The following is a 25,781-nucleotide window of genomic DNA, read 5'->3' as shown; positions in this document are numbered from 1 at the left end:
TCGGGGAGTGTCCCCTTTCTAAGGTGTCCGTCAAACCCGGGGTAGCTCAGGTCTTTTTTTGTGCGCAAGGACGGAAGACACCCTGTGAACACGTCCGTACGACTGTATCAGATTCAAGGCCCCACCGAAACGCGCCTGCGCCCTACAGATCCCGATCCCCTACAGCCCAGGGCTCGAGGATCACGTGTTTCCGGAGCGCAACCGGATTGTGGCGGGGGTGCGGGAGGTGATGGGGGGTTGAGGGGCAACGCCGGTTCTCCACTGCCCAAATTGTATTGACATTGTATATACATTAATTCATACTTTCGGTATGATCAAGACTCACGATGCCACACCCGAAACCACCCGCTCCGCGACTGGGGCGAAGGGCAGCATCAACCTGCGGATCGAGACCGGCACCCGCCAGCTCATCGACGATGCAGCGGCGGTTCTGGGCAAGACGCGCACGGAGTTCATGGTCGAGAGCGCCCGGCGGCAGGCGGTCGATGTGCTGCTGGATCAACGGCTGTTCGTGCTCGATTCCGGGCGCTACGACGCGTTCCTGCAAGCGCTCGACAATCCGCCCGCGCCGGGACCGAAGCTCAGGTCGCTGCTGCGCCGGACCCCGGCATGGCGGAAATAGACGACGCACCGGATCGTCGCGAACCGCGCCTGTCGGACCCCGCCCCCCTCACGGCCGAGCATGACCTTTCCGTTTTCGACTGCGGCGACCCCGTGCTGAACGACTGGTTGCGCCTTCGGGCCCTGAAGAATGAAAGCCGGTTTTCGCGCACCTACGTCGTATGCGCGGGCAATCGGGTCGTCGCCTATTTCTGCATCTCGGCCGGCGCGGTGGACCGTGCGGCGGCGCCCGGCAGAATGCGGCGCAATGCGCCCGACACGATCCCGGTATCGGTGATCGGGAGACTGGCGGTCAGCCGCGACCATGCGGGCAAGGGGCTCGGCGCGGACCTGCTTTCGGATGCGCTGCGCCGGATCGCGATGGCGTCGCAGAGCATCGGCATCGGTGCGGTTCTGATCCATGCCAGGGACGATGCGGCGAAGCGCTTCTATCTGCACTGCGCGGAGTTCATCGAATATCCCGAGGACAGCCGGACGCTGTTCCTGTCCATCGAAACCGTGGTCGCAGCCTTCAGTTAGGTTAGGGGAGTGAACGATGGGAGAAGCCAATATCCGGGGTCACCAATATCCGGGGTCAGGTCTTTTTTTGTGCGTGGCACTGAACGGAGATCAAGGCTGGGCATTGAGTTTCGGTGCGATGGCGCAACCTGGATTCGGAACGCGGCGCCAAGGAAAGCCGCTGCGATATCACTTTCCGCATGGCAGGATTGTCCCATGGACATCGACACCGACAAGATCGACGAGGCGATACTGGCGTTGCTGTGGCTGACCCTGCATGACGGCAATCGCGCGTGGAAGGGGTTCGACTGGGACGCGCTGGACCGCCTGCACCGCAAGGGCATGATCGGCAATCCGGCCGGGAAGGCGAAGTCGGTTCTGCGCACCGAAGCGGGGCGGCAACGCGCCGAGGACCTGTTCCGCGCGCTGTTCACGCGGACACCGTGAATGGGCTGGACTGCGATTGGCGCTCACTTTTCAAGCGTCCCGCCGTCCCTCCTCATCCCGACCTTCTCCTCCCTGGAGGAGAAGGGGCATAATCTTCTTGGGAGCATATCGCGGCGTCGGCCCCCCGCCCTTCCTCTCTTCCTTCAGGAGGAGAGGATCGAGGTGAGGAGGTGGCTGCCCTTGCCGCCTCGCCACCGTCAAACACAGAGACGAACCTCCTACTCCGCCGCCGCCCCCGCATCCAGCCCGCCCTTTTCCACGATGAACCGGGCGATTTCCTCCACGCCCTGGTTGTCCTTCAGGTTGGCGAACAGGAAGGGGCGGTCGCCGCGCATTCTTTTCGAATCCCGTTCCATCACGCCAAGGTCGGCGCCGACCAGCGGGGCGAGGTCGGTCTTGTTGATGACCAGCAGGTCGGAGCGGGTGATGCCCGGGCCGCCCTTGCGCGGGATCTTGTCGCCGGCCGACACGTCGATGACATAGATCGTGATATCGGCCAGTTCGGGCGAGAAGGTGGCGGCCAGGTTGTCGCCGCCGGACTCGATGAAGATCGCCTCCAGCGCCGGGAAGCGTTCCCACATGTCGCGGACGGCGGCGAGGTTGGCCGAGGCGTCCTCGCGGATCGCCGTGTGCGGGCAGCCGCCGGTTTCCACCCCCATGATCCGGTCGGGCGCGAGCGCGCCGGAGCGGGTGAGGAATTCCGCGTCTTCCCTTGTGTAGATGTCATTGGTGATCGCGGCGATGTCGTAGGTATCGCGCAGGCGCTTGCACAGCCGGTCCAGCAGCGCGGTCTTGCCGGTGCCGACGGGACCGCCGACGCCGATGCGGAGGGGTGATTTCATGATCGGAACAACCTCGTATATTGGGTTTCGTGTTGCATGGAACACCAGTCGACCATCGGCGCGGCGGCGCCGAAATCGTCCGGGTCGCGGGAAAGCGATGCCGCAACGGCGGCAATGATGGCGGGCTCCAGACCGGCCAGCGCGCGCTGCCCGTCGCTCTGCCCCAGCGGCACGATCCGCACCGCCGCCGAAACCAGGTTCGCCGCCAGCGCGTGCAGGAAGGCGGTCAGCGCCGGGCGCAGCGGCACGCGGATCGACGCCGCCGCGACCGCGACGGCCACCGCGTAGGCCGGCCTGCGGTCGATGGCGGACAGGTGCCGCATGGCGTCCAGCACGGCGGGATCCGCCGCCGTGCCCAGCACCGTGTCGAGGAAGGCCGTGCCCTGCGCCGTGCTTTCCAGCGCCATCTCCCGGCTGCCGCGCGTGGCGTTCGCCCGTTCGACGGTCGGCGCCAGATCGCCCGCGCCGGCGACCGCCCGCCAGGTGTCGCGGAACAGGTCGGCATCGATGCGTCCCGCGCCATGGCCGACGATGCCCTCGATCCAGCGCCGCAGCCCCGCGCCGTCGGCGACGAGCCCGGCTTCGATGGCGTATTCGACGCCGTGGGAATAGCCGAACGCACCGACCGGGAAGCCCGGCGACAGCCAGGTCATCAGCCGGTACAGGCCGGATTCGCCGAGCGCGCCGTCAGCGGTCATGGGGGTGATCGTGGCTGTGGGAATGGCCATGATCGTGATCGTGGTCATGGTCATCGGCGTGATCGTGGTCGTGGTCGTGATGGCCATGCCCGCCGGGGGATTCATAGGCGCCGGGTTCGGGCGTGAAGGGCCCGTCCCGTTCCGTCACCGTCGCGCCGATGCCGCGCAGCATGGCGACCAGCACATGGTCGCGCCGGATCCGCACCCGCCCGTCGGGCAGCACCTGGATCGGCGTGTGCCGGTTGCCGAGATGCCAGGCGATGCGCGCCGTCTGCGCCGGGGTGTCGCCGCGGGCGTCGGCGACCGGTTCGTCGGCGGCGCGCACCGCGATGATGCCGCCACCCTCGATCCGCAGCCCGTCGCCGTCGTCCAGCCGCGTCGCATCCGCCAAGTCGAGCAGGAAGGGCGCGCCGGCATCGTCGGTCAGGCGGATGCGGCGGCGGTAGCGGTCGTCGAAATCCAGCGTGACACTCGCCACCGCGTCGTCCCGCGACCACTGCCCCGCCGCCAGTTTTTCGACCGCCCGGCGCATGGTCAGAACAGGAAGTAGCGCTGGGCCATGGCGAGTTCCGTCGCCGGCTCGCAGACCAGCGATACCCCATCGGCCCGCACCTCGTAGGTTTCCGGGTCGACCTCCATCGTCGGCGTATAGTCGTTCAGCACCATGTCCTTCTTGGCGATGCCGCGAATGCCGTGCACCGGCAGGATCATCTTCTGCAGGCCGAGCATCTCCGCCGTGCCGTTGGCGACGGCCGCGGCGGACAGGAAGGTCGCCGAGCTTTGCGTCATCGCGCGGCCGAAGCTGGCGAACATCGGGCGGTAATGCACCGGCTGCGGCGTCGGGATCGAGGCGTTCGGGTCGCCCATCGCGGCGGCGGCGATGGAGCCGCATTTCAGCACCAGGTCGGGCTTCACGCCGAAGAACATCGGCTTCCACAGCACCAGGTCGGCCAGCCTGCCGACCGCGACCGACCCCACATGATCGGCCATGCCGTGGGTCAGCGCCGGATTGATCGTGTATTTCGCGATATAGCGCCGGGCGCGCAGGTTGTCGTTGTCGCCCTTCTCGCCCGGCAGCCGGCCGCGCTGCTTCTTCATCTTGTCGGCGGTCTGCCAGGTGCGCATGATCACCTCGCCGACCCGGCCCATCGCCTGGCTGTCCGAGGCGATAATCGAGAACGCGCCGAGATCGTGCAGGATGTCCTCCGCCGCGATGGTTTCGCGCCGGATGCGGCTTTCGGCGAAGGACACGTCCTCGGGAATCCGCGCATCGAGATGATGGCAGACCATCAGCATGTCGAGATGTTCGTCCACCGTGTTGATCGTGAACGGCCGCGTCGGATTGGTGCTGGACGGCAGCACATTGGCTTCTCCGCACAGCTTGATGATGTCCGGCGCATGGCCGCCGCCCGCGCCCTCGGTGTGGAAGGCATGGATGCTGCGCCCCTTGAAGGCGGCGGTGGTGTTTTCCACGAAGCCGGATTCGTTCAGCGTGTCGGTATGGATCGCGACCTGGACGTCCATGTCCTCGGCCACCGACAGGCAGGTATCGATGGCCGCCGGGGTGGTGCCCCAGTCCTCGTGCAGCTTCAGCCCGCAGGCGCCCGCATTGACCTGTTCGACCAGCGCTTCCGGCCGCGAGGCATTGCCCTTGCCGAAGAAACCGATATTGACCGGCAGCCCCTCCGCCGCCTGCATCATCCGCCCCATATGCCAGGGGCCGGGGGTGCAGGTGGTGGCGTTGGTGCCGTCCGCCGGGCCGGTGCCGCCGCCCAGCATCGTGGTAATGCCGGAATAGAGCGCGTCGTCGACCAGTTGCGGGCAGATCCAGTGGATATGCGCGTCGATCCCGCCGGCGGTGACGATGCGCCCTTCCCCGGCGATGGCTTCGGTGCCGGGGCCGATGACGATGTCCACGCCCGGCTGCGTATCCGGGTTGCCCGCCTTGCCGATACCGACGATGCGGCCGTCGCGGATGCCGATATCGGCCTTGATGACGCCCCAGTGGTCGAGGATCAGCGCGTTGGTGATGACCGTATCGACGGCGCCGCCCGCCCGGCTGACCTGCGACTGGCCCATGCCGTCGCGGATCACCTTGCCGCCGCCGAACTTCACTTCCTCGCCGTAAATGGTGCGGTCTTCCTCGACCTCGATGATCAGGTCCGTATCGGCCAGCCGAACCCTGTCGCCGATGGTCGGCCCGTACATGGCGGCATAGGCGCCGCGTTCGATCCTGTATGGCATCGTCCTATCCTTCCAGCCTGCCCTGAACGGCGGCGTTGAACCCGTATACGATCCGGTCGCCGCCATAGGGGATCAGCGACACCTCACGCGTCTGGCCCGGCTCGAACCGCACCGCCGTGCCCGCCGGGATATCGAGCCGCTGGCCGCGCGCCGCGGCCCGGTCGAATTCCAGCGCGCCGTTGACTTCGAAGAAATGGTAGTGCGAGCCGACCTGCACCGGCCGGTCGCCGGTATTGGCTACTTTCAGGGTGGTGACCGGGCGGCCCGCGTTCAGTTCGATCTCGCCAACGGCGGTGATGATTTCTCCGGGGATCATGTCAGGCCTTTCTCAGCGGATCGGGTCATGGACGGTGACCAGCTTGGTCCCGTCGGGGAAGGTCGCCTCGACCTGGATGTCGTGGATCATCTCGGCGATGCCGTCCATCACCTGGTCGCGGGTCAGCACGGTGCCGCCCGCCTGCATCAGTTCTGCGACGGAGCGGCCGTCGCGCGCGCCCTCGACCACGAAATCGCTGATCAGCGCGATGGCTTCGGGGTAGTTCAGCTTGACCCCGCGTTCCAGCCGGCGGCGCGCGACCATCGCGGCGGTCGCGACCAGCAGCTTGTCCTTTTCTCGTGGCGTCAGATGCACGGCTTCATCCTCCCCTATCGGTTACATATGCCAGAGGCGCGGCAGGGCGGCGGGCAGTCCCGCCGTTTCCTGCCGGAAGGCTGACCAGAAATTACCGAATGCGCGGCGCAATGTGAACGCATCCCGGCCCAGCCAGCGCATAATCAATACCCCGTTCACCAGCGTCGCGCCGCCGCGCAGGCTGTCGCCTTCCGCGCCCAGCGCCGCGCGGGCGAATTCGAGCCGTTCGGCGGCGTCATCGCCGGCGTATACCACCGTCGCGCAGGCGATTGCACCGTCGAACCCGGCCGGATGCGCCAGCACCGCCGCCAGCGGGGTTTGCATGTGCAGCGCATCGGCCCAGACCAGCCTGCCGTCGCGGCGGATTTCCCAGACGTCGCGGACCAGCCCGCCGGTGACGGTTTCGCCGCGCGCGATCCGGCCGAAGACCAGCATTTCCCCGGCCAGCACCCGCGCGCCCGTTACGGTATCGATCCGCGTCCGCCGGCGCATCCGCGTGCCCTCGAACAGGATGGTTTCCTGCGGCAGGTATTCCAGCCAGGACCCCGCATCCGCGCGCAGCGCGACCTCGATCCGGCAATCCGTCCCGGCGGAGCGGTAAACCTTCTCCGCCGCCTGGCCGAGCACCATCGCCAGCGCGTCCGCTTCCAGCGTTACGTCCACATCCAGCCGGTCGCCGCCGACCAGCCCGCCCGACGTGGTCACCAGCACCGCCAGTGGCGGCTCCCCCGGCGCCGGGTTCGGAAAGACGACCCGCAGCGGGTCATGGTGGTAAAGATCGGCAAGGCGCGTCACGCGACCGTCATGGCGGAAGGCGATCCGCGCCGCGCCATGCGACAGGTTGACGGGATCAGACCGTAAGGTAGCGACGGACATCCGCTTCCACCATGTCGTCCTTCCTGCCCGACAGCACGACCTCGCCACGATCCATGACGACGAAGGCGTCGGCGAGATCGCGCGCGAATTCGAAATACTGCTCGACCAGCACGATGGCCATTTCGCCCTGATCGGCGAGAAGGCGGATGATGCGTTCGATATCCTTGATGATCGACGGCTGGATGCCTTCGGTCGGCTCGTCCAGCAGCAACAGGCGCGGCCGGGTCACCAGCGCCCGCGCGATGGCAAGCTGCTGCTGCTGGCCGCCGGACAGGTCCCCGCCACGGCGGCCCAGCATGTCGCGCAGCACCGGGAACAGCTGGTAGATATCGTCGGGGACGTGGCGCAGGGCGCGCGGCACGGCGGCATAGCCGGTTTCCAGGTTTTCCTCGACCGTCAGCAGCGGGAAGATTTCCCGGCCCTGCGGCACATAGGCGATGCCACGGGCGGCGCGGTCATAGGGCGCCAGCGTCGTCACGTCGGATTCCTCCCAGACCATCGACCCGCCGGCGACGCCCTGCTGCCCGGCGATGGCGCGCAGCAGGCTGGTCTTGCCGACGCCGTTGCGACCCATGACGCAGGTGACAGCGCCCTTTTCCGCCGTCAGGTCGACACTGCGCAGCGCCTGGCTGGCGCCGTAGAAGAGATCCAGCCCGGTTACCTGCAACATCGCTCAGCGCCCCAGATACACTTCGACAACCCGTTCATCCTTCTGCACGCTGGCCAGCGAGCCTTCGGCCAGCACCGTCCCTTCATGCAGCACCGTAACCCGGCAGTCCAGCGCGCGCACGAATTCCATGTCGTGCTCGACCACGACGACCGACCGGTCGCCGGCGATATTCTGCAGCAGGATCGCCGTCTGCTCGGTTTCCGCGTCGGTCATGCCGGCGGCCGGTTCGTCGACCAGCAGCAGTTCCGGTTCCTGCATCAGCAGCATGCCGATTTCGAGCCATTGCTTCTGGCCGTGCGACAGGTTCCCCGCGATCATGTCCCGCTGTTCGATCAGCATGATGGTTTCCAGCACCGCGTCGATCCGGTCGCGCTGTTCGCCGTTCAGCCTGAACAGCAGCGAGGCCAGCACCCTGCGATTGCCCGCCAGCGCCAGTTCCAGGTTATCGAAGACGCTCTGGCGTTCAAAGACGGTCGGCTTCTGGAACTTCCGGCCGATCCCCAGATTGGCGATCCTGGCTTCGTCCATCCGGGTCAGGTCGATATTGCCGCGGAAAAACACCTGCCCCTCATCGGGCCGGGTCTTGCCGGTGACCACATCCATCATCGTCGTCTTGCCCGCGCCGTTCGGGCCGATGATGGCGCGCAATTCGCCGGTATCGACATAGAAGCTGAGGCTGTTCAGCGCCTTGAACCCGTCGAAGCTGACCGACACGCCGTCCAGGTAGAGGACGGTATCGGATCGGGAAATATCCGCGACAGGATTCATGCCGTTTTCTCCTCGATGCGGGAATCCCGCGCGACGCGGCCCGGCAGTTTGAAGCTGGGCAACGCGCCCACCAGCCCCTTCGGCAGGAACAGCGTCGAGAGAATGAAGATGCCGCCCAGCATGAACAGCCACAGTTCGGGCAGCGCGCCGGTGAAATAGGTCCGGGCATAATTGATCAGGATCGCGCCAAGCACCGCGCCATACAGCGAGCCGCGCCCGCCGACCGCGACCCAGATGACGATCTCAATCGAATTGGCCGGGGAAAATTCGCTGGGGTTGATGATCCCGACCTGGGGCACGTAGAGCGCGCCTGCGACCCCCGCCAGCATCGCCGACACGGTAAAGACGAACAGCTTGTAGTATTCGACCCTGTAGCCGAGGAAGCGGACCCGGCTTTCCGCATCGCGGATCGCAACCAGCACGCGCCCGGTGCGCGAACAGATGATGAAACGGCAGATCAGGTAGGCGCCGGCGACCGCCATCGCCGACATGACGAACAGCCACAGCCGCGTGCTGTCCGCCTGCAGGTCGAAGCCGAGCACGTCCTTGAAGTCGGTCAGCCCGTTATTGCCGCCGAATCCCATGTCGTTGCGGAAGAACGCCAGCAGCAGCGCATAGGTCATCGCCTGGGTGATGATCGAGAGGTACACGCCGGTCACCCGGGAACGGAAGGCAAACCAGCCGAACAGCAGCGCCAGCAGACCCGGCACCACCATCGCCATGATCGCGGCGAAGGCGAAACTGTCGAAGCCGTACCAGTACCAGGGCAGCTCCTTCCAGTTCAGGAAGACCATGAAATCCGGCAGTTCCGCGTTGCCGTAATTTCCCCGGTCGCCGATTTCCCGCATCATGTGCATGCCCATGGCATAACCGCCCAGCGCGAAGAACGCGCCATGGCCGAGGCTGAGAATGCCGCAATAGCCCCAGATCAGGTCGACGCTGAGCGCCAGCAGCGCGAAGGTCATGTATTTGCCGAGCAGGCTGACGATATAAGTCGGCACATGCACCGCCGACCCTGGATCGGTCATGGTGTTCAGCAACGGCACCGCGACGGCGGCGACGACAAGCAGGGCCAGCATGATCTGTCCGCCGCGATCGCCGCGGATAAAGCCGAATGGCGTATCGTTGCGCATCATGATTCAATCGCCCGGCCACGCAGCGCGAACAGCCCGCGCGGTCGTTTCTGGATGAAGAGGATGATGGCGACCAGCACCAGGATCTTGGCCAGCACCGCGCCCACTTCGGGTTCGAGCAGCTTGTTGACGATGCCCAGCGTGAAGGCGCCGACCAGCGTGCCCCAAAGGTTCCCGACACCGCCGAAGACAACGACCATGAAGGAGTCGATGATGTAAGCCTGCCCCAGGTTGGGGCTGACATTGTCGATCTGGCTGAGCGCCACCCCGGCCATGCCCGCGATGCCGGAGCCAAGCCCGAAGGTCATGGCGTCGGTCATGCCGGTGCGGATGCCCATGGAGGCAGCCATCTCGCGGTTCTGCGTCACCGCGCGGATACGCAGCCCGAAGGTCGTGCGCTTGAGCAGCAGGGCGATAAGCCCCAGCACCAGCAGGCTGAAGACGATGATCCATATCCGGTTATAGGTCAGCAGCAGCCCGTTGGTGATTTCGAGCGAGCCGCTCATCCATGACGGATTGCCGACCTCGCGGTTGGTCGGACCGAAAATCGTCCGCACCGTCTGTTGCAGGACCAGGCTGATCCCCCATGTGGCGAGCAGGGTTTCCAGCGGCCGGCCATAGAGATAGCGGATGACGCCGCGTTCGATTCCAACCCCCGCCAGCGCCGACACCAGGAAGGCGGCGGGAATTGCGACGAGCAGCGAATAGTCGAACAGGCCAGGGAAACTGTTGCGGAAGACTTCCTGCACCGCGAAGGTCGTATAGGCGCCGAGCATGACCAGTTCGCCATGCGCCATGTTGATGACCCCCATGACGCCGAACGTGATCGCCAGCCCGACGGCCGCCAGCAGCAGCACCGAACCGAGGCTGATTCCCTGGAAGATGCCCTCGACGCCATGCAGGAAGGCGAGCCGGCTTTCGAGTTCGTCCAGCGCTTCCACGACAGCCTCGCGAACCGCCGCGTCGGCCTCGACCGGTTTGCCGTCGCCATCGACGGCGGCAATCTGGCTCAACAGCGCGCGCGTATCGGGACCGGCGTCCAGCGCCAGCGTTTTCACCGCGTCGATCCGCACGGCGGAATCCGTGGCATGGGTCAGGTTGACCGCCGCGAGCGCCCGTTCCATCGCGGTCCGGACAGTGGCGTCGCTTTCCCGCGCCAGGGCCTTGTCGAGCATTGGCCCCATTTCCATGGTCCGCGCCTTGAAGACATCGTCAGCCGCCCGCCGCCGGGCCGCAGGGTCGTCGCTCATCAGCACCAGCCCGCCAAGCGCGCCGCGGATGATGCCGCGCAGCCGGTTGTTGACCCGGATTTTGGTAATGTCCTGCGACGACACTTCGGCCACCGGCGCCAGCGTCAGCGGCGCCCGCAGGATATAGACATTGCCCTTGCGCTCGCCAATGACGACGGAATTATCGGATTTGACGGTATAGAGATTACCCTCGACCATTGCCTCCAGGACCGGTCCGGCGCGCTTGTCGCCGCTGGCGCCCAGCGCCTCGATCGCGGATATCTTGTCGTCGAAGCCATTCGCCGCCAGCCCGGCGACAGTCTTTTCCAGCGTCGCCTCATCGGCCGCCAGCGCCGGCAACCCGCCAAATCCGGAAAGGAGCATCGACAGGACAAGGCATATCCTGAGCCTCCCAAGGTACGTGATCATTTTTATGCCGCCAGGATTGCTTCCGTGGATGAGGAAGTCAGAACTCGGTACGGGAAAGTACTTCAAACAGCGCCGTATCGTCCGCCGGGTCACGGGCCTTGTCGTGACCCGGCGGATGATGACGGATCAGCCCTACTGCATCATCATGCCGTATTTCGGCTTCTCGCAGTTGCCGCAGACCCAGGGATAGGTCCAGTCGGCGGTCAGTTTCGCGCTTTCCGGAATGAAATCCGACCAGGCGTCGCCAATGACTTCGCCATCGGTCTTCCAGACCGTATCGAATTGGCCATTGTCCTGGATCTCGCCGATCAGCACCGGCTTGGACAGGTGGTGGTTGGTGTTCATCACCGCGACGCCGCCGGTCAGGTTGGGGACCGTCTGGCCGTACATGGCCTGGCGAACCGCATCCACATCGGTGGTGCCGGCCTGCTTGACCGCCTGCACCCACATCTGGAAGCCGATATAGGTCGCTTCCATCGGATCGTTGGTCACGCGCTTCGGATCCTTGATGAAGGCGTGCCATTTCTTGATGAAGGCCGAATTGGCTTCGCCTTCGACGCTCATGAAGTAGTTCCAGGCGGCGAGATGGCCGACCAGCGGGCCCGTGTCGAGACCGGCGAGTTCTTCCTCACCGACCGAGAAGGCGACGACCGGGATATCCTCGGCCTTGATGCCCTGGTTGCCCAGTTCCTTGTAGAACGGCACGTTGGCATCGCCATTGATAGTCGATACGACGGCGGTCTTCTTGCCGGCGGACGCGAATTTCTTCACATCGGCGACGATGGTCTGCCAGTCGGAATGACCGAACGGGGTGTAGTTTTCCATGATGTCGTCATCGCTGACGCCCTTGGAATGCAGGAATGCCCGCAGGATCTTGTTGGTCGTGCGCGGGTAGACGTAATCCGTGCCGAGCAGGACCCAGCGCTTGGCGGCGCCGCCTTCCTCGCCCATCAGGTATTCCACGGCCGGGATGGCCTGCTGGTTCGGCGCCGCGCCGGTATAGAACACGTTGCGCGAACTTTCCTCGCCTTCATACTGCACCGGATAAAACAGCATGCTGTTCAGTTCCTCGAACACCGGCAGCACGGATTTGCGGGACACGGATGTCCAGCAGCCGAAAACCGCCTGGACCTTCTCCTTTTCGATCAGTTCGCGCGCCTTCTCGGCGAACAGCGGCCAGTTGGATGCGGGATCGACGACAACCGCCTCGACCTTCTTGCCGAGCAGCCCGCCATTCTTGTTGAGGTCGTCGACGAGCATCAGGACGGTGTCCTTCAGGGTCGTTTCACTGATCGCCATGGTTCCCGAAAGCGAGTGCAGGACGCCAACCTTGATCGTGTCCTGCGCCTGCGCGGGCGCCGCAAGCGTTACTCCGGCCAGGGCGCCCGCAATTGTGGCTCCCTTGATATACCGGCTGATTTTCCCCATTGCTTAATCCTCCAAAGGTTATATTCACGGAGCACAGGGTAGCAACGCTCGTGCCAAGCAACGGGCCCGGTTCAAATTTTAAAGTAACGTATTGTTTACAAATACTATTTTATGACCAAAATTGATTTGGCAATCCTCAAAACCTTCATGTCTGCCTAAAAAACAGACATGTGCGCCACCGCACATTTTATGTGCTGCGCCAAACGGGAACGTAAAGCATTGATTGAAATAGCAAATAAAAATTGCATAGTTTTTAACCATTAAAGTTTTTTGCCTGCTTTTTATACAATCAAGCGGCCGAAGACACCTACAATCGATCGTTGCGGTAATCGAAGATGACCGGAATTACATTCGGTCGTCCGATTTTTTCGGCCCGGATCGCCGGTGCGTCCTGCGGCCGTTTCCGGGACCCGTCCGCCGGGAACCACGGAAAGTTGTCATGTTCGACTGATGCGGCGCCGTCAACATCCGATCCGCACAGCAAAAAAAGCGGCAAGTTTATTTACCATTACTGTTATTCGTGCATTCATGTTGAATTACGATTATAGTAATATACGTCGACTAGACTAAAAGGCGGCTAGAGTCAGAGGTTTGGCATGGCGCGCAGTACAAACAGAAGCCTGAGCGGTCCGGAAAAAGCCGCTGTCATGATGCTTGCCCTGGGCGAGGAACGCGCCGGTCCGCTGCTGGAGCGGCTCGACAGCGAGGAAATCCGCGACCTCAGCCAGGCCATGGTCACGCTCGGCACCATTGAATCCAATACGGTCGAACAGATCTTCGTCGAGTTCACCGAGAGCCTGTCCTCCACGGGATCGCTGCACGGCTCCTATGACAGCACCGAACGGCTGCTGACCTCGATCCTGCCTGAAGACAAGGTCAAGGGCATCATGGAGGAAATCCGCGGCCCCGCCGGCCGCACGATGTGGGACAAGCTGGGCAATGTGAACGAATCCGTCCTGGCCAACTACCTGAAGAACGAATACCCGCAAACCGTCGCAGTGGTGCTGACGAAGATCCGCCATGAGCATGCGTCGCGCGTGCTGGGCGCATTGCCGGAATCCTTCGCCATGGAAGTCGTCATGCGGATGCTGCGCATGGAATCGGTGCAGCGCGAAGTCATCGACGATATCGAACGCACCCTGCGCAACGAATTCATGGCCAACCTGTCCGCGACCTCGCAGGCGGACAGTCATGAGATGATGGCGGAAATCTTCAACAGCCTGGACCGGCCGACGGAGAACCGCTTCATGACCCTGCTGGAGGAGCGCAACCGGGATTCGGCGGAGAAGATCAAGGCGCTGATGTTTACCTTCGAGGATCTGGCGCGGCTCGACCCGGGCGGCGTTCAGACGCTGTTGCGCGCCGTCGACAAGGACAAGCTGGGCATCGCCCTGAAGGGCGCATCGGATTCGCTCAAGGACCTGTTCTTCTCCAACATGTCGGAGCGTGCGGCCAAGATCATGCGCGAGGACATGGCCGCGATGGGCCCGGTCCGGCTGTCGGATGTCGACGAGGCTCAGCTGGAGATCGTCAATGCCGCCAAACAGCTTGCCGAACAGGGCGAACTCATCCTCAGCGAGAGCAACGACGAAGACGAACTCGTCTACTGATCTACTGATCCCTGCCGCCCGCGTTACCGCGAGAACCGCCCGATCAGCGGCGCCCCCGTCCACAGCGTCACCGGATGCGCCAGCGCCAGGAAAATGGCGAGCATCGCGGCGAAATGGATGCCCGTATAGGGCACCCATCGTATGACGCCGTCTTCCTTCGGCTGCCGGCCCGCCAGAAGGCAAAGGCAAGGACCGCAACGGCCGCCGCCAGAACCAGGAGGGTCTGCGTCAACCGGCGGCCTGTCCCAGCCAGATCCGGACCGCCTGCGCCGCCGCATCCGCGCCGCGGTCCGAGATTTCCTCATCCGACAGGGTGCTGAGCGGATGCTGGATCACGACCGGCACGAGACCCTCCATGCCCAGCGCGGCGCGCTGGACTTCGGCTTCATGTTTGAATTCGGTCGTCACGACCACCGCGGTCGCCCGGTCCTGGCCTTCGAGGCTGATGGCGTCATGCATACAGCACGACGTACAGGAGCCTCAGTCGCCGATGGCGGTCAGCACAATATCGCTGTCCGCTATGATCTCCCCGAGCAGGTGCGGGTCGGCGTTCTTCGAGAAGCTTTCCTTCTCGTAGAAGGTGACGCTGGCGAATTCCGTATCGGCTTCCAGCGCCTTCACGGTCGCGCGCAGCAGTTTGTTGCCGTTCCATTTGCGATTGCTCAGCACGCCGAGCCGCAAGCCGGCCAGGGTATTGTGGCGGCGGCCGATCGGAATCGCCTCCGCCTCGACCACGCCGCGCGGGTCGAACACGGCAATACCGCTGTTGGGGGTATCGAGTGGCATGGTATCTCCCGTCTGATCGTTACAGGTAACAGGTTCCGTCAACGCATTGCGGTCCGCCGCCCGGCGGCGACTTGCCGTTGATTTCACGCAGCACCGGGCTGGCCATATGGCCCCAGCCGGGAATGAAGGCGGAAAACCGCCCGGCTTCGCCGCCGGCGCAGAAGAGATGGATGTGATCCGGCGTCGGCACCACCGGAATCCGGTCGCCATCGCGGCGGCTGTACCATTTCGGCAGGCTCCGGTTATAGACCTTGCCGTAGCGGTGCTGGAACGCGACATCGCCGAATTTGTTATGCGCCTGGTACCACAGATAATGCCGGATATCGTGGCGTTTCCATTCGTATTTCGCCATCACCCGGGCATGTTCCGGTCCCAGCACGACGGCGCAATGGCCGGAACTGACCGCGTTGTTGTGCGCGATGGTGCTCATCGCCGAAACGATGCTGTCGAGGATGCCCTCGGGATCGTTGGCGACATGGTTGGTGACACTGTGCGGCGGTTCCGCCGGCATCACGAAGACGGTTGAATCCGTTTCCTCGAACCCCTTGTCGACGTGATAGGGCGCGATGCAGCCTACCTCCTCGTTCTCGGCGATGCAGTAAGTGTATTTGCCGGGATGACCCAGGGTGCTCTTGTCCAGTTCACCCGGCCAACCGCCGCCGGCATTCAGCAGGATCATTCGGATCGCCCGGCCGATGGTCGCATTGGCGCGGTTGCCCGAACCGAAGACGTTATGGCCCGAATTCATGCCGATTGCATTGCGGATCGGGCCGTTCACCACCAGCAGCGGCGCCGCCATATGGGTCGTCGCCTGCACCCCGTGCAGGTTGAACGCCTGCGAAGTCAGCGCCAGCATCGCCGCGCGCACCACCGGCGCATAGGACGGCAGGCAGCCGGCCATCACCATATTGACCGCCAGCACCTGCCGGGTCAGCCCGCCCCAGCGCGGCGGCACCCGGCATTCCAGGTAGTCGGGATCGCCGCCCAGCGCTTCCAGCATCGCCTCGACCTTGTCCGGCGTCGGCGGCACGACGGGAAACCCGTCGGAAAAACCCTGCGCATAATACCATTCAACCAGGTCGGTATCGTCGGCGACGCGCCCGTTCGACGGAAACGCCTGTGTGGTGACTGCCGCATCGCTGCTCATGACTTCCATCCCCGGCCGGTTGGTCTGGTAAAATCCGAGGGCGCAGTATGCGTCACGGGATATCTTATTATCAATACTTTATGTATAACGATTATTATTCCATAATTGTTATTAATCTTAATTTCCATCGGAGCCGTCACATGGACTCAGGCCCCCCGGAACTCGGCACCCGCCAGTTGCGCGCCGTCACCACCCTGGCGCAGTTCGGCAGTTTCGTGGCGGCGGCCAGCCATCTGGACATATCGCAACCCGCGCTGACGCGGACGATCAAACAGGTCGAGGCGGCGCTGGGGGTCGACCTGTTCGCCCGCACGACCCGCCATGTGGCGCTGACGGCCGCGGGGCGGGAATTCGTCCCCGTCGCCGAACGCCTGCTCGGCGACCTGACCCTGGGCATCCGCAACATGCAGGACCTGGCGGGGCGGCAGCGCGGCCAGTTGATCGTCGCATCGCTGATGTCGGTCGCCTACAGCGTGCTGCCGCCGGTCATCGCCGCCTACCGGACACGCTATCCCGCCATCCAGATCCAGCTGCGCGAAAACGTCCAGGCGCTGGTGCATGAGGACGTCCGGACCGGAATCGCGGATTTCGGCATCGGCGATGTCGATACCCTGCACGGCGCTGTCGCCGGGGAGTTGCTGCGCAGCGAAACCTTTACCGTCGTCATGCCCCGGAATCACCGGTTGTCCGGTCGGAAAAGCATCGCCATGGCGCAGTTGCGCGGCGAAACGGTGATATCGCTGACCCCGGAGGCGGGCATTCGGCGGATAATCGATACCGCCGCGGTCGCGGCCGAGGTGTCCACCGCCTATGATATCACGGTCAACCAGTTCGCGACGCTGTACCGTTTCATCCGCGAGGGGCTGGGAGTCGCCATCGTCCCGGCCGGCGCGGCCCCGGCGGCGGACGACCCGGCGCTGGGCGCCGCGCCGCTGGCCGAGCCCGGAATCACCCGGCGGGTGGGCCTGCTGACCAGCCGGGACCGCGCCCTGTCGCCGGCCGCGCAGGGATTCCTGGACCTGCTGCGGCCCGCCTTCGCGGGAAAATGAATTGGCGGAAGAGCGTGGGAGTCGAACCCACCAGGCACGTTGAACGCCCCTCAACGGTTTTGAAGACCGAGCGCCCCACCGGGGAACGATGCTCCTCCACCGCTGGTTTTATTGCGTTATATCGAAACAGTCACGCGGCAAAATCGCTTGCCAACCACAAAGGCGCCCCGTCTCCGGAAAAAAGCCGCCCGGTTTTTGCTGAAATACCTGCCGTAGGTGTTCCCTGCCGCCCCATCGGCACCCGGAGCGCGCCCGAGGTCGACGCTTATACCAGACACTTTCTGGTTCCGTTTGACTTCGATTGACACGATGCCCGAAACCGGGGCAGTCTTCCCGTATTAACGGCAGGATGGACAGCTTTTAGAAGCCTGCAGTCTGAACGCAGCATGATACTTGGGGGAGTAACTGAGATGCTCAAGCCGGTTCTTCGTTTCGTATTCGCAACCGTTGCAATCGCCGCTTTACCGGTGACTGCAACCTTCGCGCAAAGCGGCAATGCCATTCCGGACTTGCCCAAGTCGACCTGGAAGCCTGATCGCGCCGTGGAATTTGTCGTCCAGGCAGCGCCTGGCGGCGGCAGCGATCTGTTCGCCCGCACCATGGCCAGCATCTTGGCAAAGGAAGGTCTGGTCGATGTACCGATCAATGTCGTCAACAAACCGGGCGGCAGCGGCGCGGTCGCTTATTCGTATGTGAATACCAAGAAGGGCGATCCGCATGTCATTGCGACCGCGACTAGTTCCTACCTCACGACTCCCATCCAGGGACATTCGCCGGTCAGTTACAAGGATTTCATCAACGTCGCTGTCCTGTGCGTCGAGGATTACGTGGCTGTCGTGCGCACCGAGTCTCCCTACAAGACGCTGAAGGATCTCGTTGAAGCGGCGAAGCAGAAACCGAACGGCATCCGCATCGGCGGCAGCAGCGTCGGTTCATCCGACAATATCATCGAAAATCGCCTGGAAAAGGCCGCGGGAATTCAGCTCAACTATATCGTATTCAACAGCGGCGGCGAAGCGAACGCGGCCCTGCTGGGCGGCAGCGTCGACATGGCAGGCCCGAATCCCAGCGAGGCCGCGCAGTTGGTTGCCGCCGGAAGGCTGCGGCCGCTGGCCATGCTGTCACCGGAACGGCTGGAGAACTGGCCCGATGTGCCGACGGCCCGCGAACAGGGTTACGATGTAACGCTGGAACAGCATCGCGGCGCGATCCTTCCGGCGGGTCTGACAGACCAGCAATCGCTGTTCTGGCAGAATGTCATGGTCGGCCTGTTCAAATCCGAAGGTTTCAAAAAATACATGGACGATAATGGTCTGCGCCCGCTGTTGCGGATCGGCGAGGATGCCGAAAAGTATATCGCCAATCAGCACCAGTATTATACCGAGATTCTCACGGAACTCGGCATCGCCAAGAAGCAGTAGGCAAAATGTCACAGCACAGGGCGCGCGGCGCGGGCATACGTTCATGACTCGCGCCGACGTCATTGCCGGCCTCCTGCTCGGGCTCGGATTCAGTGCCGTCATTTGGGAGGCAAGCAGCTTCCAGTACGGTACCGAGTTCGCGCCCGGGCCCGGCTTCGCGCCGATATGGCTCAGCGTCATCGGCCTGATCCTTACCGCACTGATGGTGGGCGTTGCGTTGACCAGCGCGCGGAAACCACAGCCGGCGGATGAAGGGGAAAATCCGGATGCGCTTGAACCGCATGGCCTGTTGCGCGTGGCGTTGGCTCTGGTCGGCCTTGTCGGATTCCTGATCCTCGTGCCCTGGGTCGGTCTCGCGATAGCACTCTTCTTCTTTCTGTTATTCCTTACGCTCGGCGTACAACGGCTGTCCTACACCGCGGCAATCGGAACAAGCGCGGCCACGGTCTGCTTCGTTTATCTGGTATTCGTCCTGTTTCTGGACGTGCCTGTGCCGAGCGGCCCCCTGGGCTTTTAAACCACCGGGAAGCTGGAATTCGCCATGGATTTGTTTAACGATCTGTTTCTCGGCTTTTCTATTGCGTTTACGCCGACCAACCTGATGTTCGCCTTCGCCGGCGTTTTTTTGGGCACCCTGATCGGCGCCCTGCCCGGAATCGGCCCGTCTGCCGGCGTTGCGGTGCTGCTGCCGGTGACGTTCGGCATGCCACCTGTCACCGCAATGATCATGCTGGCCGGCATCTATTACGGCGCAATGTACGGGGGCACCATAACGTCCGTCCTGATCAACACGCCCGGTGAATCGGCGTCGGTGATGACCACACTGGACGGGTATCAGATGGCGCTGAAAGGACGCGCCGGTGCAGCCCTTGGGATGGCCGCGATCGGTTCGTTCATTGCCGGCACCGTAGGCGTGGTTCTGCTGATGATTGCGGCGCCGCCCCTTGCCGAGTTTGCAATCACCTTCGGTCCACCGGAGTATTTTGCACTCATGCTGCTCGGACTTACGACGCTCGCGAGCCTGACAGGCGGGTCCATGATCAAGGGCCTGCTCATGGCGGTCGTCGGACTGACTCTCGGTACGATCGGCATCGACCTTATGATCGGCGCCCCCCGTTTTACCTTCGACAACGTAAACCTTCTGGACGGGCTTGATTTTCTCCCGGTCGCCGTCGGGCTTTTCGCCGTGGGCGAACTTCTCTTCAATATTTATCGTCCGATCCGTTCAAAGCCGATCAAGGCGAAATTAAGCGGGTTGCTCCCCACGCGGCAGGACTGGCGCGATTCAAGCGGCGCTATTACCCGCGGCACGGCTATCGGTTTCTTCGTGGGCATGCTGCCGGGCGCGGGCGCTACAATCTCCTCGTTCCTTGCCTATGCTACCGAAAAGCGGGTTTCCAAACGGCCCGAGAAGTTCGGTACCGGCGTCATAGAAGGCGTCGCCGCGCCGGAATCCGCGAACAACGCGGCATCCACCGGCGCGCTGATCCCCCTGATGGCGCTCGGCATTCCCGGGTCCGGCACGACCGCGGTAATGCTGGGTGCGCTTACATTATACGGCATGCAGCCCGGACCGCTGCTGATGAGCACCCATCCCGACGTGTTCTGGGGGCTTGTCGCCAGCATGTATATCGGCAACGTGATGTTGCTGATCCTGAACCTGCCGCTGGCCCCGATGTTCGCCAGTATCCTTCGGGTTCCCTACAGCATTCTGATTCCCATCATCATCGGCATTGCACTGTTCGGCGTCTACAGCGTGGAGAACAGTCTCTTCAACGTGGGCGTGACGATCGTCTTCGGCGGTATTGGTTTCGTCATGCGCCTGTACGGCTATCCGCCCGCGCCGCTGGTCCTTGCGCTGGTGCTTGGACCGATGCTTGAAAGAGCGATGCGGCAATCGTTGCAGATGTCGCTGGGCGAACTGGATATATTCGTGACCCGGCCGATCAGCGCCACGATCCTGGCGTTCGCGTTGGCCGCCGTCCTGTTTCCGTTCTTCGTCTGGCTGCGCCGGCTGCGTCGGGAGCGCCGCGGCGACGCGTAATTTGTCACAAGGAAGTATTCCGCCATACTGTCCGCCCGGAATGGCAAAGCCGCGTTCTGAGGCACATTACCTCCCGATGACACCCGACCGGTGGCGTATGCAGCACTCAACAAGTTCAGCAAACGCGACAGGAGCAACCGAACCATGAAAATCTGCATTTTCGGCATGGGCGCCGTCGGCGGGCATTATGCCGCCAAACTGGCCGCGGCCGGTCATGACGTCTCCGCCGTGGCGCGCGGCGCGAACCTCGAAAAGATCAAAAAGAACGACGTCGTGCTGCGCAGCGGCGACGACGTCCTCAGCGGCCCGGTGCGGGCATCGGACAACCCGGCCGACCTGGGCGCCCAGGATGTCGTGATATCGACCCTGAAGGCGAATTCGCTGGGCAGCCTCGCGGCCGGAATCGGTCCCCTGCTGGGGCCGGACACGCCGGTCATTTTCGCCCAGAACGGGATTCCCTGGTGGTACGATATGGGCCTGCCCGGCGATCGGCTGACGCCGCCCGACCTCGGCAGCCTGGACCCCGGCGGCGCGCTGCACAAGGCGGTGGCGCGCGAACGGATCATCGGCGCGGTCATCAATTCGCCGAACGAAATGGTCGAGCCGGGCGTCATCGTCCACACGAATCCGAAGCGCAACGCCCTGCTGCTCGGCGAAGTCGACAACCGCCAGACCGACCGGCTGGCCGAATTGCGCGGCGTGCTGGAAGGGGCAAGGATCGGGTCGCCGGTGGTGCCGGACCTGCGGTTCGAACTATGGTCGAAGCTGATGCTCAACATGACCGGTTCGATCCTGTCGCTGCTCACCGGTCACCAGGTCAGCGTCGTGCGCAAGCAACCGGCCATCGGCGAGGTTTTCCGTCGTCTGGCCGAGGAGGCCAAATCCATCGCCGGCGCCCACGGCGTCGATCTCAGCGGGACGTTCAATCCGGACACATTCATCGAGAATTCGCCGGACCATACCCCGTCGATCCGCCAGGACTACGATCTCGGCCGTCCGATGGAACTGGACGCCATACTGCTGATACCGATGCAGTTTGCCCGCGTCGCCGGCCTGGACACGCCCTGCCTCGATACGATTACGGCGCTCGCCGTACTGCAGGCGCAGGACAAGGGGCTGTACCCGAAACCGGCCTGACCGGCGGCCGCGGTCGCCCGCGAGCATGAACGCGGGTGGCGCGGCTATGCCGCCTGTTCGACGGTTTGCGAGTCGCCGGCGATGGTGGTGCGCCGCATGTCCCGCACCTCGGTCGTGTCGTTGTAGCGCCGCGCGCGGTGCATGACCTGCCGGTTGTCCCACATCACCAGGTCGAACTGCCGCCATTTGTGGCTGAAGACGAATTCGCGCCGGGTCGCATCCTCGTTCAGGTCGCGCAGCAGGATACGCGCCTCCGGCGTCGGCCAGCCGACGATCGCGCCCGCATGGGCGGACAGGTAAATGGACTTGCGGCCGGTCACGGGATGGGTCCGGACGAGCCGCTGGCGGGCCGGACGGAACCCGGCCTTTTCCTGCTCGCTCAATTCGTCGAAGCCGAGCGACCCGCGCGAGTACAGCAGCGAGTGCTCGCAGACCAGATCCTCGATCAGCGCCTTCATGTCGTCGTCCAGCGCGTCGTAGGCCGCGCGCATGTCGGCGAACTCGGTGTTGCCGCCGGTCGCGGGGATGACCCGCGCCGACAGCAGCGAGTACTTCGCCGGCACCACGCGGAACGAGCTGTCCGAATGCCACAGCATGTTGCCGAGGGCGAACAGGCGCCGCCGGTCATCCGCCGCCCGCACCCGGTTTTGCCTGTCGAGGTTCGAGATGTCGGCAATTTCCGGCCCCAGCCGGCCGAGCCCGTCGGCAATGTTGCTGACCGAATCCGGCCGCTCCAGGGGGCCGAAATTACGGCTGAACGCCTGCTGCTGTTCGTCGGTAATGTCCTGCCCGTGAAAGACCAGCACGGCGTATCTGTCCATGCCCGCCTCGATCGCCGCCACGTCTTCGGCTGATAGCGGCCGGCGCAGGTCGACGCCGTCGACTTCGCCGCCCAGGACCGGATGCAATGGCCGAATGGTCACACTCATGATATCGCGCGCTCCCCCGTCGCTTTCCCGTGATCCCGACGGATCAAGTCAAGCATTCCGCGGCGCCGTCCGCAAGACCGGATCAGTCCTGTTCCAGCCACGTCGCCGACCGGCCCTGATCGATCGGCATCACCGCGCCGGTCATGTCGAAGGACGAATCCTGGCACAGGAATACCGCCAGTTTCGCCACCCGATCCGGTTCGATGAATCCCATCGTCTGGCCCCGCATGCGCAGGAATTCCGTGACGGCTTCCTCGCGGGGCAGGCCCGATTCCGCGATGAATTCGGCGATCTTGATTTCCGTATTGGGGGTCAGCACGGAGCCGGGGCAGATCGCATTGCAGGTGACATTCCGGTCCAGCCGGGTTTCGGCGGCAATGGCGCGGGTCAGCCCGATCAGCCCGGTCTTGGCCGTAACGTAATCCGCCCGGCCGGACCGCGCGGCCAGCCCCATCACCGACGCGATGTTGACGATCCGGCCCCAGCCGCCGGCGCGCATGCCGGGCAGAACCCGCTGGATCAGGTAGAACGGCGCGGTAAGGTTGACCGCCAGCGCCTTGCGCCATTCGTCGCGCGGAAAATCCACCGCCGTATGAAAGTGCCGGATCACCGCATTGTTGACCAGGATATCGACCGAACCGAATGCCGCCAGCGTTGCGTCAGCCAGCGCATCGACCTCGTCCTCCCGCGACAGGTCGGCGCCGTGATAGCGCACCCGGACGCCCGTCGCCGCTTCCAGCGCCGCGCGGTCGCGTTCGATTTCGGCCGCATCGCCGAACCCGTTCAGCATCACGTCGCAGCCTTCGCCGGCCAGCGCCCGGGCAATCGCCTGGCCCAGCCCGCGGGTCGATCCCGTCACCAGCGCATGTCTGCCCGTCAGCATCGCTTCGTCCCCCCTATTGCGCCGCTGTGCCGGGCGCGATGAATTCGACCCTCAACCCCGCCCGGGATCGCGCACATCATGTGCCGGAAGGGGATCTCGCCAAGTGGTTCCGGCGCGATTCTCCGGCATCATGGAACGGGCGGCGCCGAGCGGCAAGCTCCGCCGGACCGGTGGCGACGGGCGAGACTCCTTACCGGTTGGTAGGATTTTACATAATTTATATTCAAGTTTTTTAATATGTTTATTCAATTAAATAAGTAATTATATACGATATTTGTTGACGTTACTTATATGCATTGTAATATTTACTTGTTATTTCCTCCTCCATTGAAATGATTCTGCTCTCTCCTGTCTCCTGCCCCGGCGCGCCATCAACTCCCCTCTCCTGATATATCGCGCCGGGGGTTTTTCCGTCCGGAATCACTGAATTGTCATCCTCCGGTCACGGCGGTTTCATGCGCCGGTGGCTTTATCCCCGCGACAAGAACCACTTCGCACGGGATACAGGCATCATGGCATTCATCGACGGATCAACGGATACCTTCAAGGTCTGGGTCGAATTCGACGGGTTCGGCGACCCGCAGCGCGCTGCCTGGGGCGTGCGTCCCCCGGAAAGCAGCGTCATCCAGATCGAAACCCCCGACATGTCGACCGCGCGCCGGGCGACCGCGGCCCTGAAGGCCACCATCCGCCACAGGCACAGCCTGTCGCCGGCGCTCGGCGCCTGCCTCAGCGGCGAATACTGACTACCGGATTGACAAGCCGCGTCCCGCCGGGCTCCCTTATGGCTGACTTTCATCGGGAGACGGACATATGGGTGCTGCATTTGACGAAATCATGGCCGTGCGCGGCCTCGGCATGCCGGAAAGCGGCGAGGTCGAAATTACGGGGGCGGACCCGGTCTATTCCACCAGGTTCAGGATCGGCGAAACCTGCGCCAATGTCGTCGCCGGGGTCGGCGTCGCGGTGAACGATATCTGGGAGCTGAAGACCGGGCGGCGGCAGAAGGCGACGGTTGACACCCGCCACGCCGCCGCCTCGCTGCGCAGCTCGCACAACCTCGTCAGGCAGCAGGACGACGGCAGTTGGACCGCACTGAACAGCCCCTCCATGATCCATATGGCGTCCATCACCCAGCCCTGGGAAACGAAGGACGGCCGCCACTTCCTGCCGCATTTCAACCTGCCGCACCTGCGCGACCGGGTGCAGGCTGTGCTGGGTTGCGAACTGACGCCGGAATCCGTCGCCGCCGCCGTCCGGACCTGGGATGCGATGGACCTGGAAGCCGCCATCGACGAGGCCCGCGCCTGCGGCGGCATGGTGCGCAGCAACGCGGAATGGCTCGATTGCGACCACGGCAGGGTGCTGACCGGCAAACCCATCGTCGAAATCATCAGGATCGGCGACAGCGACCCGGAACCTTTCCCGGAGGGCGGCCGGCCCCTTTCCGGCATCCGGGCGCTGGACCTGACCCGCATCCTGGCCGGCCCGATCGCCGGGCGGACCCTGGCGGAAAATGGCGCAGATGTGCTGATGGTCGCGGCCGGGCACCTGCCCCAGGTGCCGGAACACGTGCTGGATACCAGCCACGGCAAGCGCAGCTGTTTCCTGGACCTGAACGATCCGGACGAGAATGCAAAGCTGAAGCAACTGGCCGGCCAGGCGGACGTGTTTTCACAGGGCTACCGCCCCGGCGTGATGGCGAAATTCGGCTTCTCGCCCGAAGAGCTGGCGGAACGGCGGCCCGGCATCGTCTGCATGTCGGCGAGCTGCTTTGGCGCGGATGGCCCGTTCAGCCACCGCGCGGGCTGGGAACAGGTCGCGCAGACCGTGACCGGAATCTGCATGGAAGGATCGCCGGAACGGCCGAAGCTGCTGCCGGCGGCGGCGAACGACTACACCACCGGCTATCTCGGCGCCTATGGCGTGCTGCTGGCGCTGGCCCGCCGCGCGCGCGAGGGCGGCAGCTACCATGTCCGCGTCTCGCTGTGCCAGTCGGGCATGTTCATCTACCGCCAGGGCAAGGTTGATTTCGACCGGCCCGACATGGACCTATCCCCCGAAGAGCTGGATGGATTGCGGACAAGGTCCGAACCGAAGCAGGGCCCGGTGAAGCACCTGCGTCCGGTGCTGCAACTCTCCGAAACCCAGCCCTATTGGGAACGGCCGACGCCGGTGCTGGGGGGTGATGCGCCGGAATGGCTGAATTAGGTCGGGCCTGCCGCTGCGATACCGGCAGCGGAAAGCCCGGACGTTAGGCC

The 25,781-nt window shown here is 63.9% G+C and carries 28 protein-coding genes and 1 tRNA gene; 11 read left to right on the top strand and 18 right to left on the bottom strand.

The window, feature by feature from the left end:
- Window positions 1-310: 310 nt before the first annotated feature.
- The 3 genes from WD767_05545 (at window position 311) to WD767_05535 (ending at window position 1,566) form a co-directional block, all read left to right on the top strand.
- A complete protein-coding gene (locus tag WD767_05545; protein ID MEX2615539.1) occupies window positions 311-622 on the top strand; it encodes a DUF1778 domain-containing protein in 312 nt (103 codons plus the stop codon).
- Window positions 610-1,140 carry a GNAT family N-acetyltransferase gene (locus WD767_05540; protein MEX2615538.1) on the top strand — a complete coding sequence of 177 codons (531 nt, stop codon included), beginning with the start codon at window positions 610-612 and terminating at the stop codon, window positions 1,138-1,140. Before WD767_05545 ends, WD767_05540 begins: the two co-directional genes overlap by 13 nt.
- Before the next feature lie 195 nt (window positions 1,141-1,335).
- Window positions 1,336-1,566, top strand: coding sequence for a DUF6429 family protein (locus WD767_05535; GenBank protein ID MEX2615537.1), 231 nt, complete (start codon window positions 1,336-1,338; stop codon window positions 1,564-1,566).
- A 218-nt stretch (window positions 1,567-1,784) separates the two neighbouring features.
- Here WD767_05535 and ureG read toward each other — a convergent pair whose 3' ends face one another.
- The 12 genes from ureG to urtA all read right to left on the bottom strand — a co-directional run bounded on the left by ureG (window position 1,785) and on the right by urtA (window position 12,514).
- Entirely contained in the window at window positions 1,785-2,408 is a 624-nt protein-coding gene (gene ureG / locus WD767_05530) for an urease accessory protein UreG (protein MEX2615536.1), read from the bottom strand.
- A complete protein-coding gene (locus tag WD767_05525) occupies window positions 2,405-3,193 on the bottom strand; it encodes an urease accessory protein UreF (GenBank protein MEX2615535.1) in 789 nt (262 codons plus the stop codon). The genes ureG and WD767_05525 overlap by 4 nt, the downstream gene beginning before the upstream one ends.
- Window positions 3,096-3,638 carry an urease accessory protein UreE gene (locus tag WD767_05520; GenBank protein ID MEX2615534.1) on the bottom strand — a complete coding sequence of 181 codons (543 nt, stop codon included), beginning with the start codon at window positions 3,636-3,638 and terminating at the stop codon, window positions 3,096-3,098. The genes WD767_05525 and WD767_05520 overlap by 98 nt, the downstream gene beginning before the upstream one ends.
- 2 nt (window positions 3,639-3,640) lie before the next feature.
- Window positions 3,641-5,350, bottom strand: a complete 1,710-nt coding sequence (ureC, locus tag WD767_05515) for an urease subunit alpha (protein MEX2615533.1) — start codon at window positions 5,348-5,350, stop codon at window positions 3,641-3,643.
- Between the two features lie 4 nt (window positions 5,351-5,354).
- Window positions 5,355-5,666 (bottom strand): urease subunit beta, encoded by a 312-nt coding sequence (locus tag WD767_05510; protein MEX2615532.1) that lies wholly within the window; start codon window positions 5,664-5,666, stop codon window positions 5,355-5,357.
- Between the two features lie 12 nt (window positions 5,667-5,678).
- Window positions 5,679-5,981: an urease subunit gamma gene (locus WD767_05505; GenBank protein ID MEX2615531.1), complete on the bottom strand. Its 303-nt coding sequence runs from the start codon at window positions 5,979-5,981 to the stop codon at window positions 5,679-5,681.
- Window positions 5,982-6,002: 21 nt separating this feature from the next.
- Window positions 6,003-6,857 carry an urease accessory protein UreD gene (locus WD767_05500; protein ID MEX2615530.1) on the bottom strand — a complete coding sequence of 285 codons (855 nt, stop codon included), beginning with the start codon at window positions 6,855-6,857 and terminating at the stop codon, window positions 6,003-6,005.
- Complete coding sequence (gene urtE / locus WD767_05495; protein ID MEX2615529.1) at window positions 6,832-7,527, bottom strand: urea ABC transporter ATP-binding subunit UrtE; 696 nt, start codon at window positions 7,525-7,527, stop codon at window positions 6,832-6,834. The genes WD767_05500 and urtE overlap by 26 nt, the downstream gene beginning before the upstream one ends.
- A gap of 3 nt (window positions 7,528-7,530) precedes the next feature.
- Window positions 7,531-8,295, bottom strand: a complete 765-nt coding sequence (gene urtD / locus WD767_05490) for an urea ABC transporter ATP-binding protein UrtD (protein MEX2615528.1) — start codon at window positions 8,293-8,295, stop codon at window positions 7,531-7,533.
- Window positions 8,292-9,428: an urea ABC transporter permease subunit UrtC gene (urtC, locus tag WD767_05485; GenBank protein ID MEX2615527.1), complete on the bottom strand. Its 1,137-nt coding sequence runs from the start codon at window positions 9,426-9,428 to the stop codon at window positions 8,292-8,294. The genes urtD and urtC overlap by 4 nt, the downstream gene beginning before the upstream one ends.
- Window positions 9,428-11,086 carry an urea ABC transporter permease subunit UrtB gene (gene urtB, locus WD767_05480; GenBank protein MEX2615526.1) on the bottom strand — a complete coding sequence of 553 codons (1,659 nt, stop codon included), beginning with the start codon at window positions 11,084-11,086 and terminating at the stop codon, window positions 9,428-9,430. The genes urtC and urtB overlap by 1 nt, the downstream gene beginning before the upstream one ends.
- Window positions 11,087-11,218: 132 nt before the next feature.
- Window positions 11,219-12,514, bottom strand: a complete 1,296-nt coding sequence (urtA, locus tag WD767_05475) for an urea ABC transporter substrate-binding protein (protein ID MEX2615525.1) — start codon at window positions 12,512-12,514, stop codon at window positions 11,219-11,221.
- A gap of 596 nt (window positions 12,515-13,110) precedes the next feature.
- Between urtA and fliG the strand changes: the two genes are divergently transcribed.
- On the top strand, window positions 13,111-14,124 hold the full coding sequence (gene fliG, locus WD767_05470) for a flagellar motor switch protein FliG (protein ID MEX2615524.1): 1,014 nt from the start codon (window positions 13,111-13,113) through the stop codon (window positions 14,122-14,124).
- Between the two features lie 228 nt (window positions 14,125-14,352).
- On the opposite strand, the gene WD767_05465 is transcribed toward fliG, so the two are convergent.
- From WD767_05465 to WD767_05455, 3 genes are read right to left on the bottom strand one after another with little or no spacing between them, the layout of a single operon-like run.
- Window positions 14,353-14,583, bottom strand: coding sequence for a hypothetical protein (locus WD767_05465; protein MEX2615523.1), 231 nt, complete (start codon window positions 14,581-14,583; stop codon window positions 14,353-14,355).
- Window positions 14,584-14,604: 21 nt separating this feature from the next.
- The gene (locus WD767_05460; protein ID MEX2615522.1) at window positions 14,605-14,910 is read right to left on the bottom strand and encodes a hypothetical protein; all 306 of its coding nucleotides are present in this window, start codon (window positions 14,908-14,910) and stop codon (window positions 14,605-14,607) included.
- Between the two features lie 19 nt (window positions 14,911-14,929).
- Complete coding sequence (locus WD767_05455; GenBank protein MEX2615521.1) at window positions 14,930-16,057, bottom strand: hypothetical protein; 1,128 nt, start codon at window positions 16,055-16,057, stop codon at window positions 14,930-14,932.
- Window positions 16,058-16,197: 140 nt separating this feature from the next.
- On the opposite strand from WD767_05455, the gene WD767_05450 reads away from it, so the two are divergent.
- Window positions 16,198-17,106, top strand: coding sequence for a LysR substrate-binding domain-containing protein (locus WD767_05450; protein ID MEX2615520.1), 909 nt, complete (start codon window positions 16,198-16,200; stop codon window positions 17,104-17,106).
- A 2-nt stretch (window positions 17,107-17,108) separates the two neighbouring features.
- Here the strand turns inward: WD767_05450 and WD767_05445 are convergent.
- Window positions 17,109-17,204, bottom strand: a tRNA-Sec gene (locus WD767_05445).
- A gap of 312 nt (window positions 17,205-17,516) precedes the next feature.
- Here WD767_05445 and WD767_05440 point away from each other — a divergent pair.
- The 4 genes from WD767_05440 (at window position 17,517) to WD767_05425 (ending at window position 21,708) form a co-directional block, all read left to right on the top strand.
- Window positions 17,517-18,527 carry a tripartite tricarboxylate transporter substrate-binding protein gene (locus WD767_05440; protein MEX2615519.1) on the top strand — a complete coding sequence of 337 codons (1,011 nt, stop codon included), beginning with the start codon at window positions 17,517-17,519 and terminating at the stop codon, window positions 18,525-18,527.
- 43 nt (window positions 18,528-18,570) lie between these two features.
- Entirely contained in the window at window positions 18,571-19,044 is a 474-nt protein-coding gene (locus tag WD767_05435; GenBank protein MEX2615518.1) for a tripartite tricarboxylate transporter TctB family protein, read from the top strand.
- A 24-nt stretch (window positions 19,045-19,068) separates the two neighbouring features.
- Complete coding sequence (locus tag WD767_05430) at window positions 19,069-20,571, top strand: tripartite tricarboxylate transporter permease (GenBank protein ID MEX2615517.1); 1,503 nt, start codon at window positions 19,069-19,071, stop codon at window positions 20,569-20,571.
- A 144-nt stretch (window positions 20,572-20,715) separates the two neighbouring features.
- On the top strand, window positions 20,716-21,708 hold the full coding sequence (locus WD767_05425; protein ID MEX2615516.1) for a 2-dehydropantoate 2-reductase: 993 nt from the start codon (window positions 20,716-20,718) through the stop codon (window positions 21,706-21,708).
- Window positions 21,709-21,752: 44 nt separating this feature from the next.
- Here the strand turns inward: WD767_05425 and WD767_05420 are convergent, their stop codons facing one another.
- A complete protein-coding gene (locus tag WD767_05420; protein ID MEX2615515.1) occupies window positions 21,753-22,637 on the bottom strand; it encodes a TauD/TfdA family dioxygenase in 885 nt (294 codons plus the stop codon).
- Window positions 22,638-22,719: 82 nt separating this feature from the next.
- Complete coding sequence (locus WD767_05415; protein MEX2615514.1) at window positions 22,720-23,520, bottom strand: SDR family NAD(P)-dependent oxidoreductase; 801 nt, start codon at window positions 23,518-23,520, stop codon at window positions 22,720-22,722.
- A 512-nt stretch (window positions 23,521-24,032) separates the two neighbouring features.
- On the opposite strand from WD767_05415, the gene WD767_05410 reads away from it, so the two are divergent.
- Window positions 24,033-24,266 (top strand): hypothetical protein, encoded by a 234-nt coding sequence (locus WD767_05410; GenBank protein MEX2615513.1) that lies wholly within the window; start codon window positions 24,033-24,035, stop codon window positions 24,264-24,266.
- Window positions 24,267-24,333: 67 nt separating this feature from the next.
- Window positions 24,334-25,731, top strand: a complete 1,398-nt coding sequence (locus WD767_05405) for a CoA transferase (GenBank protein MEX2615512.1) — start codon at window positions 24,334-24,336, stop codon at window positions 25,729-25,731.
- The last annotated feature ends 50 nt before the right edge of the window (window positions 25,732-25,781 follow it).

It is taken from the genome of Alphaproteobacteria bacterium, assembly GCA_040905865.1.
Lineage (GTDB): Bacteria > Pseudomonadota > Alphaproteobacteria > UBA8366.
This window is presented reverse-complemented; position numbering and strand designations above follow the sequence as displayed.

Coding starts and splice junctions, on each gene's coding strand:
- ureC (MEX2615533.1), bottom strand. CDS start 5,350: ATGCCATACAGGATCGAACGCGGCGCCTATGCCGCCATGTACGGGCCG.
- WD767_05465 (MEX2615523.1), bottom strand. CDS start 14,583: ATGCATGACGCCATCAGCCTCGAAGGCCAGGACCGGGCGACCGCGGTG.
- urtE (MEX2615529.1), bottom strand. CDS start 7,527: ATGTTGCAGGTAACCGGGCTGGATCTCTTCTACGGCGCCAGCCAGGCG.
- WD767_05450 (MEX2615520.1), top strand. CDS start 16,198: ATGGACTCAGGCCCCCCGGAACTCGGCACCCGCCAGTTGCGCGCCGTC.
- urtA (MEX2615525.1), bottom strand. CDS start 12,514: ATGGGGAAAATCAGCCGGTATATCAAGGGAGCCACAATTGCGGGCGCC.
- urtC (MEX2615527.1), bottom strand. CDS start 9,428: ATGCGCAACGATACGCCATTCGGCTTTATCCGCGGCGATCGCGGCGGA.
- WD767_05520 (MEX2615534.1), bottom strand. CDS start 3,638: ATGCGCCGGGCGGTCGAAAAACTGGCGGCGGGGCAGTGGTCGCGGGAC.
- WD767_05525 (MEX2615535.1), bottom strand. CDS start 3,193: ATGGCCATCACGACCACGACCACGATCACGCCGATGACCATGACCACG.
- urtB (MEX2615526.1), bottom strand. CDS start 11,086: ATGATCACGTACCTTGGGAGGCTCAGGATATGCCTTGTCCTGTCGATG.
- WD767_05440 (MEX2615519.1), top strand. CDS start 17,517: ATGCTCAAGCCGGTTCTTCGTTTCGTATTCGCAACCGTTGCAATCGCC.
- WD767_05405 (MEX2615512.1), top strand. CDS start 24,334: ATGGGTGCTGCATTTGACGAAATCATGGCCGTGCGCGGCCTCGGCATG.
- WD767_05425 (MEX2615516.1), top strand. CDS start 20,716: ATGAAAATCTGCATTTTCGGCATGGGCGCCGTCGGCGGGCATTATGCC.
- WD767_05410 (MEX2615513.1), top strand. CDS start 24,033: ATGGCATTCATCGACGGATCAACGGATACCTTCAAGGTCTGGGTCGAA.
- WD767_05545 (MEX2615539.1), top strand. CDS start 311: ATGATCAAGACTCACGATGCCACACCCGAAACCACCCGCTCCGCGACT.
- ureG (MEX2615536.1), bottom strand. CDS start 2,408: ATGAAATCACCCCTCCGCATCGGCGTCGGCGGTCCCGTCGGCACCGGC.
- WD767_05510 (MEX2615532.1), bottom strand. CDS start 5,666: ATGATCCCCGGAGAAATCATCACCGCCGTTGGCGAGATCGAACTGAAC.
- WD767_05460 (MEX2615522.1), bottom strand. CDS start 14,910: ATGCCACTCGATACCCCCAACAGCGGTATTGCCGTGTTCGACCCGCGC.
- WD767_05430 (MEX2615517.1), top strand. CDS start 19,069: ATGGATTTGTTTAACGATCTGTTTCTCGGCTTTTCTATTGCGTTTACG.
- urtD (MEX2615528.1), bottom strand. CDS start 8,295: ATGAATCCTGTCGCGGATATTTCCCGATCCGATACCGTCCTCTACCTG.
- fliG (MEX2615524.1), top strand. CDS start 13,111: ATGGCGCGCAGTACAAACAGAAGCCTGAGCGGTCCGGAAAAAGCCGCT.
- WD767_05535 (MEX2615537.1), top strand. CDS start 1,336: ATGGACATCGACACCGACAAGATCGACGAGGCGATACTGGCGTTGCTG.
- WD767_05540 (MEX2615538.1), top strand. CDS start 610: ATGGCGGAAATAGACGACGCACCGGATCGTCGCGAACCGCGCCTGTCG.
- WD767_05455 (MEX2615521.1), bottom strand. CDS start 16,057: ATGAGCAGCGATGCGGCAGTCACCACACAGGCGTTTCCGTCGAACGGG.
- WD767_05420 (MEX2615515.1), bottom strand. CDS start 22,637: ATGAGTGTGACCATTCGGCCATTGCATCCGGTCCTGGGCGGCGAAGTC.
- WD767_05435 (MEX2615518.1), top strand. CDS start 18,571: ATGACTCGCGCCGACGTCATTGCCGGCCTCCTGCTCGGGCTCGGATTC.
- WD767_05415 (MEX2615514.1), bottom strand. CDS start 23,520: ATGCTGACGGGCAGACATGCGCTGGTGACGGGATCGACCCGCGGGCTG.
- WD767_05500 (MEX2615530.1), bottom strand. CDS start 6,857: ATGTCCGTCGCTACCTTACGGTCTGATCCCGTCAACCTGTCGCATGGC.